At 60.2% G+C, this 14,964-nt stretch carries 12 protein-coding genes; 10 read left to right on the top strand and 2 right to left on the bottom strand.

What is annotated here, in order from left to right; genetic code table 11:
- The first annotated feature begins 4 nt into the window (after nt 1-4).
- The 6 genes from holA (at nt 5) to CU048_08675 (ending at nt 6,377) form a co-directional block, all read left to right on the top strand.
- Complete coding sequence (gene holA / locus CU048_08700; protein ID QBR71347.1) at nt 5-997, top strand: DNA polymerase III subunit delta; 993 nt, start codon at nt 5-7, stop codon at nt 995-997.
- A 415-nt stretch (nt 998-1,412) separates the two neighbouring features.
- Nucleotides 1,413-1,976 (top strand): F0F1 ATP synthase subunit delta, encoded by a 564-nt coding sequence (locus CU048_08695; GenBank protein ID QBR72784.1) that lies wholly within the window; start codon nt 1,413-1,415, stop codon nt 1,974-1,976.
- A complete protein-coding gene (locus tag CU048_08690; GenBank protein QBR71346.1) occupies nt 1,976-3,505 on the top strand; it encodes a F0F1 ATP synthase subunit alpha in 1,530 nt (509 codons plus the stop codon). The genes CU048_08695 and CU048_08690 overlap by 1 nt, the downstream gene beginning before the upstream one ends.
- A 54-nt stretch (nt 3,506-3,559) precedes the next feature.
- On the top strand, nt 3,560-4,438 hold the full coding sequence (locus tag CU048_08685; protein QBR71345.1) for a F0F1 ATP synthase subunit gamma: 879 nt from the start codon (nt 3,560-3,562) through the stop codon (nt 4,436-4,438).
- Between the two features lie 30 nt (nt 4,439-4,468).
- Entirely contained in the window at nt 4,469-5,920 is a 1,452-nt protein-coding gene (gene atpD, locus CU048_08680; protein ID QBR71344.1) for a F0F1 ATP synthase subunit beta, read from the top strand.
- A 55-nt stretch (nt 5,921-5,975) separates the two neighbouring features.
- A complete protein-coding gene (locus CU048_08675; protein QBR71343.1) occupies nt 5,976-6,377 on the top strand; it encodes a F0F1 ATP synthase subunit epsilon in 402 nt (133 codons plus the stop codon).
- 196 nt (nt 6,378-6,573) lie between these two features.
- Here CU048_08675 and CU048_08670 read toward each other — a convergent pair whose 3' ends face one another.
- Nucleotides 6,574-7,101: a hypothetical protein gene (locus CU048_08670; protein QBR72783.1), complete on the bottom strand. Its 528-nt coding sequence runs from the start codon at nt 7,099-7,101 to the stop codon at nt 6,574-6,576.
- A complete protein-coding gene (locus CU048_08665) occupies nt 6,884-8,101 on the bottom strand; it encodes a hypothetical protein (GenBank protein ID QBR71342.1) in 1,218 nt (405 codons plus the stop codon). Before CU048_08665 ends, CU048_08670 begins: the two co-directional genes overlap by 218 nt.
- A gap of 204 nt (nt 8,102-8,305) precedes the next feature.
- Here CU048_08665 and CU048_08660 point away from each other — a divergent pair, with 204 nt between their 5' ends.
- From CU048_08660 to CU048_08645, 4 genes are all read left to right on the top strand, one after another.
- Nucleotides 8,306-10,117 (top strand): elongation factor 3, encoded by a 1,812-nt coding sequence (locus CU048_08660; protein QBR71341.1) that lies wholly within the window; start codon nt 8,306-8,308, stop codon nt 10,115-10,117.
- Between the two features lie 554 nt (nt 10,118-10,671).
- Nucleotides 10,672-12,321: a porin gene (locus CU048_08655; protein ID QBR71340.1), complete on the top strand. Its 1,650-nt coding sequence runs from the start codon at nt 10,672-10,674 to the stop codon at nt 12,319-12,321.
- A 233-nt stretch (nt 12,322-12,554) separates the two neighbouring features.
- Entirely contained in the window at nt 12,555-13,475 is a 921-nt protein-coding gene (locus CU048_08650) for a LysR family transcriptional regulator (GenBank protein ID QBR71339.1), read from the top strand.
- Between the two features lie 251 nt (nt 13,476-13,726).
- Entirely contained in the window at nt 13,727-14,932 is a 1,206-nt protein-coding gene (locus tag CU048_08645) for a formate dehydrogenase (GenBank protein ID QBR71338.1), read from the top strand.
- The last annotated feature ends 32 nt before the right edge of the window (nt 14,933-14,964 follow it).

Genomic DNA, 14,964 nt, shown 5'->3' with positions numbered 1-14,964 from the left:
TCTGATGGTGGCGGTTAAGAATCACGAAGCCGAGCGTTTTCTTGCCCGACCGCCTGCGCATATCTTTCTGTACCTTGTCTTTGGCACCGACGCCGGTCTCGTCTCCGAGCGAACGCGAGATATTATTCAGCGTTCTATCGACGATCCAAAGGATCCGTTTCAACTCGTCCGGATCGCTGGCGACGAGCTTGCCGCAGACCCGATGCGGCTCGCCGATGAAGCCAATACGATTCCCCTCTTCGGGGGGAAAAGAGCGATCGTCATCGAGGCGCAGGGGAAGGTCTTTCTCGGCGCGATCGAATTCGTCCTCGCCACGCCGCCGCGCGACTGCACCATCGTGATCGAAGCCGGCGCGTTGAAGAAAGATGCGGCCCTGAGGATATTGTGCGAGCGCGGGAAAAACGCGGCGGCGATCCAATGCTATCCGGATTCCGGCCGGGATATAGAGCAATTGATCGATGTCGAGATTCGCGAGTCGAATCTTGCGATTGCGCCCGCCGCCAAGGCCTTCCTTGCTTCGCTGCTTGGCCAAAACCGGCTTTCGACCCGCTCGGAACTCGAAAAACTCGTGCTCTATGCGCATGGCAAGGGCGAGATTAACCTCGGCGACGTCGAGGCCGTTGTGTCGGACGCATCGAGCCTTCTCGTTGAGGAAGCCGTCAACGACGCCTTTGGCGGCAATTTCACTGCGCTCGATGCAAGTCTGCGCCGTATTTTTGGCGGGGCTGGCGATCATTATGCGCTGCTCGGCGCGGCGCTTCGCCACGCTTTGCGGCTGCACCGGACCAGTTTTGGCGGGGACACGCGAAGCGCCGGGCCCGAGGCTTTCGATTTGCCTTCGTCGGCCGCGTGGACCAAGGCCCGACTCGGCCGGGTTATCGAGACCATTGCCGAAGCCATCGCACGGACCAGACGGGAGCCGAAACTCGCGCCCGCCTTGACGGTACGGGCGTTGTGGACGATCGCGCTTTCGGCCCGCAAGACGGCCTCCCGCTAAACCTCAACACGCACGAGGCGCTTATTGCGCGGCTTGCGCTGTTTTGCCGCGCCGGAGCCGCACGCCAGAGGAGCCTAGGTTGATCTTTGCAAAAACATCCGCGTCGCCGACCTCCGAACGGGCCCGACCCTTGCCGGCAAAAGCTTATCGCCGACGATCTTGATTTAGCGTGATCGAGGTGACATTGATGTCGGTACTCTTGCCGAGGCGGTTTGTCGGTCCTTGGAACCGCCTTCGACGCAGCTAGGGTTGCGCCGCAAAAAGCTCTATGTTAGGGACCGTCGCCTTCGGGGCGGGCCGCGTTTTCTTATGGCTTTGCCCTGTTCTCAGCTTCACCTCGCGCTGATTGGTTTTGCCGCTTCGCCGCGAAAGACCCGAGCGTTGCGGGCCGCTGAGTCAAGAACTGGGGAATAAATTGGCGCAACAAGAGGGACTTGTTTCGGGAATGGCTGGGCGCTACGCCCAGGCGCTTTTCGCGCTTAGCCGGGAAACCGCGACAACCGACCAAGTTGCCGCAGATCTCGCCGCCTTCGCGGAATTAATTGCGCAGAGCGCGGACTTGCAACGTTTCATCAAGAGCCCGGTCTTCTCCGCTGAGGAGCAGATCAAGGCGCTCGGCGCGATCCTCGCCAAGGCTGAAATCACCGGGCTTGCCGCAAAATTTCTCAAGCTGGCCGCCGCCAAGCGCAGGCTGTTCGCCATTCATGACATGATCCGCGACTTCAACACATTGAACGACGCCGAAAAGGGTGTCACGCGGGCCTCCGTCACCGTCGCCGAGCCGCTCAAGGCCGAGCATGTCGAGGCGCTGCAAAGCGCGCTCGCCAATCTGTCCGGCGGCGGACAAGTCGAAATCGCGGTTAAGGTGGACCCGGCGATCATCGGCGGGCTGATCGTTCAGCTCGGCTCCCGCATGGTCGATGGCTCACTCAAGACCAAACTCAATTCTATTCGTACCCGCATGAAAGAGGTCGGCTGATGGAAATCCGTGCCGCTGAAATTTCCGCGATCCTGAAGAACGAGATCGCGAGCTTCGGCAATGAAGCACAAGTGACGGAGGTGGGCCAAGTCCTCTCGGTCGGGGATGGTATCGCCCGCGTCTATGGCCTCGATAATGTCCAGGCCGGCGAAATGGTCGAGTTCGCCAATGGCGTGCGCGGCATGGCCTTGAACCTCGAGAGCGACAACGTCGGTATCGTTATCTTCGGCAGCGATCGCGACATCAAGGAAGGCCAGACCGTCAAGCGGACCGGCGCCATCGTCGACGTGCCGGTCGGCAAGGAACTGCTTGGCCGCGTCGTCGACGCGCTCGGCAATCCCATCGATGGCAAAGGTCCGATCAATGCCACGCGGCGCGCTCGGGTCGACGTTAAGGCGCCGGGCATTATCCCGCGCAAATCCGTGCATGAGCCGATGTCGACGGGCCTCAAGGCGATCGACGCGCTGATTCCGATCGGCCGCGGCCAGCGCGAATTGATCATCGGCGATCGCCAAACCGGCAAGACGGCGGTGGCGCTCGATACGATCCTCAACCAAAAGCCCTTGAACGAGGGGACCGACGAAAATCTCAAGCTCTATTGCGTCTATGTCGCCATCGGGCAGAAACGCTCGACCGTCGCCCAGTTCGTGAAGGTCTTGGAAGAGCAGGGCGCGCTGCAATATTCGATCATCGTCGCAGCGACGGCCTCCGATCCCGCTCCGATGCAATTTTTGGCGCCTTTCTCCGGTTGCGCCATGGGCGAATATTTCCGTGACAATGCGATGCATGCCCTGATCATCTATGATGATCTTTCCAAGCAGGCGGTCGCCTATCGTCAGATGTCCCTTCTGCTTCGTCGCCCGCCGGGCCGCGAAGCCTATCCGGGCGACGTGTTCTATCTGCATTCGCGTCTGCTGGAGCGCGCGGCGAAACTCAACGACGCCAATGGGAACGGTTCGCTCACCGCGCTGCCGATCATCGAAACCCAGGCGAACGACGTCTCCGCCTATATCCCGACCAATGTTATTTCGATCACCGACGGCCAGATCTTCCTGGAAACCGATCTCTTCTACCAGGGTATCAGGCCTGCCGTGAACGTCGGTCTTTCGGTGTCGCGCGTCGGCTCCTCGGCTCAAACCAAGTCGATGAAGAAGGTTGCCGGTAAGATCAAGGGCGAGCTCGCGCAATATCGTGAAATGGCGGCCTTCGCGCAGTTCGGATCCGATCTCGATGCGACGACCCAGCGGCTGCTCGCCCGCGGCGCCCGCTTGACCGAGCTTTTGAAACAGTCGCAATTCTCGCCCCTGAAGATCGAAGAGCAGGTGTGTGTGATCTATGCCGGCGTCAACGGCTATCTCGATGGTTTGCCGGTTGACCGGGTGCGGGCTTTCGAGGATGGGCTTCTGGCGCTCTTGCGCACGAGCCACGCCGATCTGCTCGATGCGATCCGCATCTCCAAGGATCTTTCCGACGACTCCGGCGCAAAACTGAAGTCGATTGTCGATGCCTACGCCAAGAACTTCGCTTGAATGACACTTTCGCGTGAGTTCGCGACACCGGGACATAGGTGAAGTGGATAGACAATGCCCTCGTTAAAGGATCTGCGTAACCGGATCGCCTCCGTGAAGGCGACGCAGAAGATCACCAAGGCCATGCAGATGGTTGCGGCGGCTAAGCTCCGGCGCGCTCAGATGGCGGCTGAATCGGCGCGGCCCTATGCCGAGCGGATGGAACAGGTCCTGAGCGGGCTCGCGGCCTCGATCGGAACCGGCGCGCAGGTCCCGCCGCTGCTGGGTGGCTCCGGCCGCGATAACGTCCATCTTTTGGTTGTCTGCACGGCTGAACGCGGCCTCTGCGGCGCCTTCAATGCTTCGATCGCGCGTCTCGCGCGCGACACCGCGGCCTCGCTGATCGGACAAGGCAAGACGGTCAAGATTCTCTGCGTCGGCAAGAAGGGGCATGACCTTCTGCGCCGGCAATTCGAGCGTCAGATCATCGACCTGATCGACCTCCGCGGTGTCCGTTCGCTCGGTTACAACGACGCGGACGCGATCGGGCGCAGGATCGTCGCACTCTTCAATGCCGGCGAGTTCGATGTCTGCACATTGTTTTTTTCGCGTTTCAAATCGGTGATCTTGCAAATCCCGACCGCGCAAAAACTCATTCCGCTTGCCGTTGCGGCGGATGAGAAAGCGACGAGGTCGGCCGCGGTTTACGAATATGAGCCGGACGAGGAACAAATCCTCACAACGCTGCTGCCGCGCAATATTTCGATCCAGGTTTTGCGGGCGCTGCTTGAAAATGCCGCGTCCGAACAGGGCGCCCGGATGAGTGCGATGGATAGTGCCTCGCGCAACGCCGGCGAGATGATCAAAAAGCAAACTATGAAATACAATCGCTCGCGTCAGGCGATGATCACGAAGGAACTGATCGAGATCATCTCCGGCGCCGAAGCGCTGTGAGCATTCAAGACAATCTTGAGAGGACGAAGCATGGCTGACGCCGCCCCCAATAGGCCCACAGGCCACGTCACGCAGGTCATCGGCGCCGTCGTCGACGTGAAATTCGACGGGGAACTCCCCGAGATCCTCAATGCGCTTGAGACCAACAATGGCGGCAACCGCCTGGTCCTGGAAGTCGCCCAACATCTCGGCGAAAATTCCGTGCGCTGCATCGCGATGGACGTCTCCGAAGGGCTCACCCGCGGCCAGCCGGTCACCGATACGGGAGCCCCGATCACGGTGCCGGTCGGCGAGGCCTGCCTCGGTCGCATCATCAATGTCATCGGCGAGCCGGTGGATGAGTTGGGTCCGGTGAACGCGAACAACCGTCGGTCGATCCATCAGCCGGCCCCGACTTATGCCGAGCAGGCGACCGAAGCGCAGATTCTGGTGACCGGGATCAAGGTCGTCGATCTCCTCGCGCCTTATGCGAAGGGCGGCAAGATCGGTCTCTTCGGCGGTGCCGGGGTCGGCAAGACCGTCTTGATCATGGAACTGATCAACAATATCGCCAAGGCGCATGGCGGCTATTCGGTATTCGCCGGCGTCGGCGAGCGCACCCGCGAAGGCAACGATCTTTATCATGAAATGATCGAGTCCAAGGTGAATGTCGATCCGCATGAACATGGCGGTTCGGCCGAGGGCTCCAAATGTGCGCTGGTCTATGGCCAGATGAATGAACCTCCGGGCGCGCGTGCCCGTGTCGCGCTAACCGGCCTCACCGTCGCCGAGGATTTCCGCGACAAGGGCCAGGACGTGCTTTTCTTCGTCGACAATATTTTCCGTTTCACCCAGGCGGGTTCCGAAGTCTCGGCGCTTCTCGGCCGTATTCCCTCGGCGGTCGGCTATCAGCCGACGCTGGCGACCGACATGGGTGCCTTGCAGGAACGCATCACTACGACGACCAAAGGCTCGATCACCTCCGTGCAGGCGATCTATGTGCCCGCCGACGATTTGACCGATCCCGCGCCAGCAACCTCTTTCGCCCATCTTGACGCGACGACCGTGTTGTCGCGTGCGATCGCCGAAAAGGGCATTTATCCGGCGGTCGATCCGCTGGACTCGACGTCCCGCATGCTGTCGCCCCTCGTCGTCGGTGAAGAGCATTACGCGGTCGCGCGAAAAGTTCAGCAGATTTTGCAGCGCTATAAGGGTCTGCAGGACATTATCGCCATTCTGGGCATGGACGAGCTGTCCGAAGAAGATAAGCTGACGGTTGCCCGCGCCCGCAAGATCGAACGCTTTCTGTCGCAGCCTTTCCATGTCGCCGAAGTGTTTACCGGCTCGCCCGGAAAGCTCGTGTCGCTCGCCGACACGATCAAGGGATTTAAGGGGCTCGTCGAAGGCAAATATGACCATCTGCCTGAGGCCGCCTTCTATATGGTCGGCTCGATCGACGAGGCGGTCGAAAAGGCCCAGAAACTTGCAGCCGAGGCGGCGTAGCAGTTCGCGCGGCATGGCATCGGCAGCATAAGCAAACGACATTCGAGGGTATGAAATGGCGGCTTTTCACTTCGAACTCGTTTCCCCCGAGCGACTCGTTTTCTCGGGCGACGTGGAAGCCGTGGTGGTTCCCGGAACGGAGGGCGAATTCACGGTTCTCAAGGACCATTCGCCCTTCATGTCGACCATGAAGCCAGGTGTCGTTGAAGTCGATGAGACGCCGTCGAGGAAACTTCGCCTGTTTGTCCGTGGTGGTTTCGCCGAAGTCGCCCCGACCGGACTGACGATCCTTGCGGAACAGGCGATTCCGGTCGAGGAACTCGATGCGGCGAAGCTCGCCGCCGACATCAAGGACGTTGAAGAGGATGTCGCCGATGCGCCCAACGACGAAGCCCGGCGTCTCGCATCGGAAAAGCGTGATCAGCTGCTGGAATTGAAAGCCGCCCTCAAGATTTGAGGGCGCCATCCGGCGCGTTCAACACGACGGTTGTTCTGCCATTGCGCGACATTCGAGAGCATAGCTTGGCCTTTGTCGGCTCTTTAGAGCATGTTCCGAAAAAGTTGACCGACTTTTTCGATCAGAACATGCTCCAATTCGTTGAACTTGAGCGTTTCCTTTTCGATCAGATGATTCCATCTGATCGGGAAGCGCTTTAGTCGATCCGTTGCGCCGGCATGTCCTCTCCATTTTGCTGAAAGATCAGTCCGGTGGACACTCCCTGGTCGTCGGTATTGAACTTGATCGCAACATTCGCTTCCATGCAGAAGAAGTCTCGAACGCTCTCGGGGAGGAGTTCGATTTGCAGCTCTCCCGGGGTTTGGGCGAAGAGGCGATCGCCTTGACGCGAGATGGTCAAAACGACATCTGGAGCCAACCGGTAGCGGCCCTGATAAGCATTGAAAATCGCGGGATCGACTTTTGCCAATTTGCGGGTGACGGGGGCAAAGTCCGGCCAATCATATTCATGCGCGATCGCGCGCATCAATTCGTCGGCAAGCTCCAGACCGCGCACGCCATTGGTCATGATCACGGCGCCATCGCCGGATTCGTAGCCTACCATCAGGCTCGCAAATCCGATGTTCACGCCGGGATGCCAGAAATAGCGATGATCTCGGCTTCCGCCGATCATCGGCCCGAGGCCGTAGTGGCCAAGACCGGGCGTGAGCATCTCCTTCGCCATGGCTTGGGACAGGACCTGGGATGCCCGCCCCGCCACCGCGTTCTGGACGCCGATGGCAAAGCGCGCGAGGTCGGACGGCGTGGTCCAAAGCCCCGCGGCGGCGAGTTCGGGATAAATATGCGCGCCGCCCCCGACCGGTTCTCCATTCGCCAGATAGGGCGTCACCGCTTCGCGTCATGCCGAACGGTCTGAGAACGCAATCTTGCAGCAAGCGGGGAAAAGGCTGGCCACTGACATCGATGAGCAATTGCTGCACGATGGTGTAGCCACCGCCCGAATAGTGGTATTGCGTACCAGGCTCGACTTCGACAATGATCGGCGGATTATTTGCCGGCGCGGTGCCGTTCAGCGTCGCGATCAGCGAAGGGAGCAAGGCATTCGACGCATAGCCGTAAAAGCCCGGGACGTTCACGCCGGCGCGATGAGCGAGCAGTTCGCGCAAGGTCGCCTTGGCTTCCCTCGTCAGCGGTGTAGCCGGAATCTTCCAGCTGGTCAGTGCCAAATCGACATCGCTGTCGAGATGAAGTTTGCTGTCTTCAACGAAGGAAAGCGCGGCCACCGCCGTGACGGGCTTGCTGATCGAGCCGGCCTGAAACAGATCGTCCGGCGTGACCGGCGGCCCACCTAAGGATCGAACTCCGAAGCCGCGCGCCCATTGGATCGCTCCGTCATGGATCATCGCGATGCTTACCCCTGGGATACGAAGGGCCGCCATGCGGTCCGCAAGCTTCATTTTGCGGAGCTCGGCGCCTTCGAGTACGACCGGCGGGAGTAATCCATTGACCACCCGCTCGATGCGCCGGTCGAGATCCTCGACGATTTTTGCGGGGTTCTGCTTGTCCGCCGACCATGAAGGCGGCGTCAAAACCAGAAAAAGGGTTGCGGCAAGAACGGCACAGAGGGGACGAGCGCCAAAGGGTCTATTTTTCACAAAAACGTCCCTCATCGGATCCGGCGGAGCGCCATCGCCACGCGCCCTTCGATGGCGCGGGCAAGGCACAATCTAACCGGGGACAAAGCCTTGAAAAAGTCCAATCGGGCAAAGCCTCCGGTCGGTGTGGTCCTGGAAGAGTTCTGCCGGCGGCCGTAATATTTTGATGTGCACGGAAGATGACGGACAGCGAAGCTCTCCTCGTGGCGCGGTTTCCGCATTCGCCGGAAATGGTTTAGACCGAAGCCCAATCCTCCCACACCCTTGAGAAAAATGGCGCCTCCTTTTCTGCTGTTGCAGAACATTTCACTGACCCTCGGCGGCAAGCCTCTTTTGGAGTCTGCCGACCTATCCGTTTCGGCGGGCGAGCGCCTTTGCCTCGTCGGCCGCAATGGCTCGGGGAAATCCACGCTGCTGCGGATCGCGGTCGGCCTGATCGAGCCGGACGGTGGAACCCGCTTCCTGCAGCCGGGGGTCACGGTCCGCTATCTGGCGCAGGAGCCGGACCTTTCCGGCTACCCGACGACACTTGCCTATGTCGAGGCGGGCCTCGCTGCGACCGATGGCACTCATCGCGCAATGACGCTTCTCAATGAACTCGGCCTCACCGGGAATGAGGATCCAGCCAAGCTTTCGGGCGGCGAGTCGCGCCGCGCCGCGCTGGCCCACGTCCTCGCGGCTCAACCCGACGTCTTGCTGCTTGATGAGCCGACCAACCACCTCGATCTGCCGGCGATCGAATGGCTGGAAACCGAACTCAAAACCTTGCGCTCCGCTCTCGTCATCATCAGTCACGACCGCCGATTTTTACAGAACCTTTCGCGCAGCACCGTCTGGCTGGACCGTGGGCTAACCCGGACCCTCTCGCGGGGATTTTCTGAATTCGAGGCCTGGCGCGACCGTGAGCTGGAAGAGGAGGAGCGCGCCCACCATAAACTTGAGCGTAAAGTCGTCGCGGAGGAGCATTGGCTGCGCTACGGCGTCACGGCGCGGCGCAAGCGCAACCAAAAACGCCTTGCCAATTTGAAGTCGATGCGGACCGAGCGGAACCAGCGGCGCGTTCCTGCCGAGGTCAAGCTAGAGGCAAGCGCCGGCCATCTTTCGGGGAAGCTGGTCATCGAAGCCAGGGATTTGGAAAAATCTTTTGGCGAGCGGGTGATCGTCAAGCATTTTTCGACTCGTATTCTACGGGGTGACCGGGTTGGCCTCATTGGGGCAAATGGCGCCGGCAAGACGACCCTCATCAATCTGCTGATCGGGAATCTTCCACCGGACCGAGGTTCGGTGCGGCTGGGCGCCAATCTGTTGATGGCGACGCTCGATCAGGCCCGCGCCAGTCTCGATCCGGATACGAATTTAAAGGATGCGCTGACCGGGGGCGGGAGCGATTTCGTCGAAATCAACGGCGAGCGGAAACATGTCATCGGCTACATGAAGGATTTTCTGTTCGGGCCCGAGCAGGCGCGCACGCCAATCGGGCGGCTTTCGGGCGGCGAACGCGGACGGCTGATGCTGGCGCGGGCCCTCGCCCGTGCGTCAAACCTTCTTGTTCTCGACGAGCCGACCAATGATCTCGATCTCGAAACGCTCGATCTGCTGCAGGAAATGCTCGCCGAGTACAAGGGCACCTTGCTGATCGTCAGCCATGATCGTGATTTTCTGGACCGCGTCACCACTTCAGTGCTGATGGCGGAAGGCGGTGGCCGTTGGGCCGAATATGCGGGCGGCTATTCCGATATGGTCGCCCAGCGCGGCGCCGGGGTCAGTTCCGCGCCGATCGTTGCCGTATCAGCCGCGGTCAAAGCGGAACCTAAAGCCGGGGCGGTACAATTGCCTCGCCCCAAGCCGCGACTGAGCTTCAAGGAAAAACACGCACTTGAGAATTTGCCGGCGCGCATGGACGCCTTGCGCGCGCTCAAAGCGAAGTTCGGCCTTCAGCTCTCCGATCCCGGGCTTTATGCTCGCGATTCCGCGAAATTCGAGGAACTCTCCGGGTCTCTGGCCAAAGCGGAGGCCGAACTCGCTCAGATGGAGGATGAATGGCTTCAGCTCGAAATTCTCCGGGAAGAAATAGGCTCGCGATAAGGGCGAGGTTGCAGAACGACTTCGCCTGCAACCTGAGTGTGATATTTGCGCCACGGATGTTTGCATTCGCGCTTCCAGGGCTGAACCGGCGCCTGCGCAGAATCTAAAATTAAATTTATAATTCAATGTGTTAGCGTCATGACGGCGATTTTGGCATAGTCAACATGTCATACAGACGACGTCCAACTGTCATGCTTAACCTTTACACCGGAACTTGTCCTGAGCCGATGGCCCATCAAGGCGATGGCGAAGGTAATAAGAACGTTGGCATGAGGATTAGAGTAAGCAACGTCTGTGGCGCAAATACTACACTTAACCTATTGACTAAGCCGAATAAGCAAGGCTATTTTTGTGCTTATGGGGCAGGGTCCAGGAGGGGCGAGTGGCAGAATAGCAACGACTGTGGCTGAAATACCATAGTTTTAGCGTTGACTAGACTGTCTATATAGCACAGATTTTCTACAGAGCGTTGCAGCGAAATCCTTGGGTTATTCGCGAGCACTACTTGGAAAATGGACGGATCCGGAAGGGGTCCTTGTATTGGGGGATGTGTCATGAAAATCTTCAAGGGTCTTCTTCTTGGTTCAGCCGCGGCCTTGACGGGCGTGGCAGGGGTGTCGGGGGCGAAGGCCGCCGATCTTCCCGCGCGCGCCGCGGCGCCGGTCGAATATGTTCGCATCTGCGATGCTTACGGCGCCGGCTTCTTCTATATCCCGGGCACCGAAACCTGTTTGCGGGTCGGCGGCCTGGTATTGGCCGAAGGGCGCACCTTCGATCCGAGCTACAGCATCAGCGGCACCGGTTTCTACGGCAATGGCATTCCGGCCTTCCATACCGCACTCGCTCCCGTGGGCGTAGGTGCCGGTGTGGGCTTCCTTCCGAGCGTCGCCCAATATTCCAACAATCGCTCGCGCGATGCGGCGAGCTTCAACGCCTTGGGCCGGGTCGAACTCGATGCCCGGACGGCCTCCCCCTGGGGCACCTTGCGGGCCTTCGCGCGGGTCGATGCCTATTACGGCTCCGGCGCCAACTCCGCCACCGGCAGCCTTGCGTCGCTCGGCAACACCTGGAACACCACCGCCGGCACCAGTTCGCAGCGCGAGACGACGATCATCAACAAGGCCTTCATCCAATTCGCCGGGCTGACCGCGGGCCGCGCCCAATCGATGTTCGATTTCTACGCCGATGCCTATAACTGGGTGAATGTGCGCGGCTCCAACGCCACCGTCGCCCTGTTCTCCTACACCGCGACCTTCGGCAGTGGGTTTTCCTCGACGATCTCCTTCGAAGACCAGCCATCCCGCCGCGCCGCGATCGGCAGCACCATTGCCAGCGCCACGGCGACCGCCGCCGGCGCGCCCATCCCGATCAATGTCGGGGGCATCACCGGAACCTCGTTCCAAGGTCAGCCCGCCGGCGCCCGGGTCCCCGACATCGTCGGCAACCTCCGCCTCGACCAGCCCTGGGGCGCGGTGCAATTGTCGGCCGCGGCGCATCAGGTCCGGGCCAGCCTGTTCGGCTCCACCGCGCTCGGCACCCCGCCAGCCACCGGCGCCGGGCTCACCCCCGCCTATGCCTTCCCGGCCCTGGTCAGCAATTCCTACGGCTTCGCGATCCAGGGCGGCGTCCAGCTGAACGCCGATTTTCTCTCGCCGGGCGACAAGTTCTGGCTCCAGGCGGCCTATGAAAAAGGCGCCTTCGGCTATATCGCCGGCAACAACCTCGGCTACAACTATGGCGCGGTCAACCAGAACCGCTATGCCGGCTCCGGCTTCACGGCATCGGATTACAGCACCGGCTGGAACAGCCAGCCCAATTCGGATTGCGTCTTCACCGGCAGCGGCTCCTGCGAACAACAATGGGGCTGGGACATCACCGGCGCCTACAAGCATTACTGGATCCCGACCCTCAGCTCCGCAGTCTATGGCTCCTATATGGAAGTCCATTATTCGGCGAATGCCCTCTCCGGCTTCGGCGGCGGCGTCGGCATCTCCAACATCAAGGAAGGCCGGGTCGGCACCAACCTCATCTGGACGCCGCTCAAGGGCTTCGATATCGGTGGCGAATTCATGTATGTGCATGTGAACCAGAGCCGTCCGGCCGGCCTTGTTCCGGATGCCACATTGGTTGCTGTCGGCCTGCCGGCCTTCAGGCCAAACCAAAGCCAATACGAAGGCCGCATCCGGGTCCAGCGCGCTTTCTGATCGGCGGTTTTCCCATCCGCACTCGCGGTTGCTTCAAGGCCCGGCGCGAAAACGCCGGGCCTTTCCATTTGAGACCATGGCTGCGGTTGCTGCGCAATTCCTACCCTCCGCCGTGCAACCGGACCGCACAACATCCGGCTCGACCCGCGAAGCTGACTGGCCATCTCGCAAAGCGTTATATAAAATGACCTTACAAAGTGAGGTTAGCGGGCGTGTCCGCTGCGGCCAAGAGCATGTTTGTTCGTCATCTCAGCTATTTCGTCGCCCTGGCGCGAGAAAAGCATTTTGCCCGCGCGGCGGAGGCTTGCCACATTGCGCAGCCCACTCTCTCGGCGGCCATTCGCAAATTGGAGGACGATCTCGAAGTCCGGCTCGTGGTCCGCGGCCATCGCTTCGTCGGGCTCACCGCCGAGGGCGAGCGGGTGCTGGGATGGGCCCGGCAGATCCTCAACGACTATGACGGCTTGCGGCTCGATCTCAAGGGCTTGCGAAGCGGTTTGAGCGGCACCTTGCGGCTCGGGGTTGTTCCGGCTGCGATGCCTTTGGTGTCCTGCCTGACGGCGCAATTTTCAACCGCCCATCCGGCGGCGACGGTCGAAGTGACGTCGATGACGTCGCGGTCCATCCAGACCGGGCTCGACACTTTCGAGCTTGATGCGGGAATCACCTATCTCGATAATGAGCCGTTGGAAAACGTCCGCCGCTTTGCGCTCTATCGGGAGCACTATGTATTTGTGACCCATTGCAACAGCCCCCATGCGGGGCAAAGGACCATCTCGTGGCGGGAGGCGGCGCGAGAACGGCTCTGCCTGCTCAGCGAAGACATGCAAAACCGCCGGATTATCGATGGCGTCCTGGCGGCGCTCGGCACGACGGCAAATCCAACCATCGTGAGCAATTCGTTTCTGGGCATTTGTTCTTATGTCCGCCACGGCGGCTTCGCGAGCATCGTGCCGCACAGTTTCTTCCATGTGTTCGTCAACTGCCCGGATCTGGTGGGGATCGAACTCATCGAGCCGACCCACAGCCAGATGATAGGGTTCGTTCTCTCCGATCGCGATCCCTTGCCGCCGATGGCCAGTGCGCTTTTGGCCGGCACGCGCCAAAGCGACTTCGCCGATGGGCTTGCAGCGGCGGCCGGCGGCACCAGTTGATCGGCTCTTGCTATCGATTCTTCAGAATATTTCATTGGATTAATATTGTCTTCAGGGCGAGCTTAAGCTCGCTTGAGGAGGCTGATTTCATATCAAACCTCATTGCCTCAAGTTAAATGAAGAAGCGCTTGAAAGCTGACCGCATCTGGCCAGATATAGTTAGGACTGTGCCTCAGATATTCTAGGCTTGAACTTGAGAGGTAAGCTCTTCTTCTTATGGTCTAGAAAAAAATAATGGAAGGGAGAAAGACATGGCAAAGGTCGTTTGCATTCTTTACGACGATCCGATCGGCGGTTATCCGAAAATCTATCCGCGCGACGATTTACCCAAGATCGATCATTATCCAGGGGGGCAGACGCTTCCGACCCCCAAAGCGATCGACTTCAAGCCGGGCACCCTTCTTGGCAGCGTGTCGGGCGAACTGGGCCTCCGCAAATATCTAGAATCCCAGGGGCATACGCTGGTCGTGACCTCCGACAAGGACGGCCCGAACTCGGTTTTGGAGCGCGAACTTGCCGATGCGGAGATCGTGATCTCGCAGCCTTTCTGGCCGGCCTATCTTACCGCCGAGCGCATCGCCAAGGCGCCCAAGCTGAAACTCGCGGTCACCGCCGGCATTGGCTCCGACCATGTCGACCTGCAAGCGGCGATGGACCGCGGCATTACGGTTGCGGAAGTCACCTACTGCAATTCGATCAGCGTTTCCGAGCATGTGGTGATGATGATCCTCTCCCTGGTGCGCAATTACATCCCCTCCTACGAGTGGGTGTTGAAGGGCGGCTGGAACATCGCCGATTGCGTCGAACGCTCTTATGACGTCGAAGGCATGCATGTCGGGACAGTCGCGGCCGGCCGCATCGGCCTCGCCGTTCTGCGCCGGCTGAAACCCTTCGATATGCATCTCCATTATTTTGATCGGCACCGGCTGCCGGAGGCCATCGAGAAGGAACTCAACGTCACTTGGCATCCGACGGTCGAGGATATGGTCAAGGTCTGCGACGTCGTCACCATCAATTGCCCGCTGCATCCCGAAACCGAGCATCTCTTCAACGATGCGATGATTTCCAAGATGAAGCGGGGAGCTTATCTCGTAAACACCGCGCGCGGAAAAATCTGCGACCGGGACGCGATTGTCCGCGCCTTGGAGAGCGGCCAACTCGCGGGCTATGCGGGCGATGTCTGGTTCCCGCAGCCGGCGCCAAAGGATCATCCGTGGCGCACCATGCCGCATCATGGGATGACCCCGCATATTTCCGGCACGTCGCTGTCCGCGCAGGCGCGTTACGCCGCGGGCACCCGCGAAATCCTCGAATGCTATTTCGAGGGCCGCCCCATCCGCGATGAATATTTGATCGTCGACAAAGGCAAGCTCGCCGGGACCGGCGCGCACTCCTACAGCGCCGGAGACGCCACCAAGGGGTCCGAGGAAGCAGCAAAGTTCAAGAAAAGCGCATAAGGCCATAGCGAAGCGGCTCCAAGGCGGAGCCG

The organism is Beijerinckiaceae bacterium (assembly GCA_004564215.1).
In the GTDB taxonomy this organism is placed as follows: Bacteria; Pseudomonadota; Alphaproteobacteria; order Rhizobiales; family Beijerinckiaceae; genus Methylocapsa.
The sequence above is the reverse complement of the archived record's forward strand: the minus strand, read 5'-3'. Positions and strand labels throughout refer to the sequence as shown.

Excerpts from the sequence above, each read along its gene's own strand:
- holA (QBR71347.1), top strand. The coding sequence starts at position 5 with ATGGTGGCGGTTAAGAATCACGAAGCCGAGCGTTTTCTTGCCCGACCG.
- CU048_08690 (QBR71346.1), top strand. The coding sequence starts at position 1,976 with ATGGAAATCCGTGCCGCTGAAATTTCCGCGATCCTGAAGAACGAGATC.
- CU048_08685 (QBR71345.1), top strand. The coding sequence starts at position 3,560 with ATGCCCTCGTTAAAGGATCTGCGTAACCGGATCGCCTCCGTGAAGGCG.
- atpD (QBR71344.1), top strand. The coding sequence starts at position 4,469 with ATGGCTGACGCCGCCCCCAATAGGCCCACAGGCCACGTCACGCAGGTC.
- CU048_08675 (QBR71343.1), top strand. The coding sequence starts at position 5,976 with ATGGCGGCTTTTCACTTCGAACTCGTTTCCCCCGAGCGACTCGTTTTC.
- CU048_08670 (QBR72783.1), bottom strand. The coding sequence starts at position 7,101 with ATGGCGAAGGAGATGCTCACGCCCGGTCTTGGCCACTACGGCCTCGGG.
- CU048_08660 (QBR71341.1), top strand. The coding sequence starts at position 8,306 with ATGGCGCCTCCTTTTCTGCTGTTGCAGAACATTTCACTGACCCTCGGC.
- CU048_08655 (QBR71340.1), top strand. The coding sequence starts at position 10,672 with ATGAAAATCTTCAAGGGTCTTCTTCTTGGTTCAGCCGCGGCCTTGACG.
- CU048_08650 (QBR71339.1), top strand. The coding sequence starts at position 12,555 with ATGTTTGTTCGTCATCTCAGCTATTTCGTCGCCCTGGCGCGAGAAAAG.
- CU048_08645 (QBR71338.1), top strand. The coding sequence starts at position 13,727 with ATGGCAAAGGTCGTTTGCATTCTTTACGACGATCCGATCGGCGGTTAT.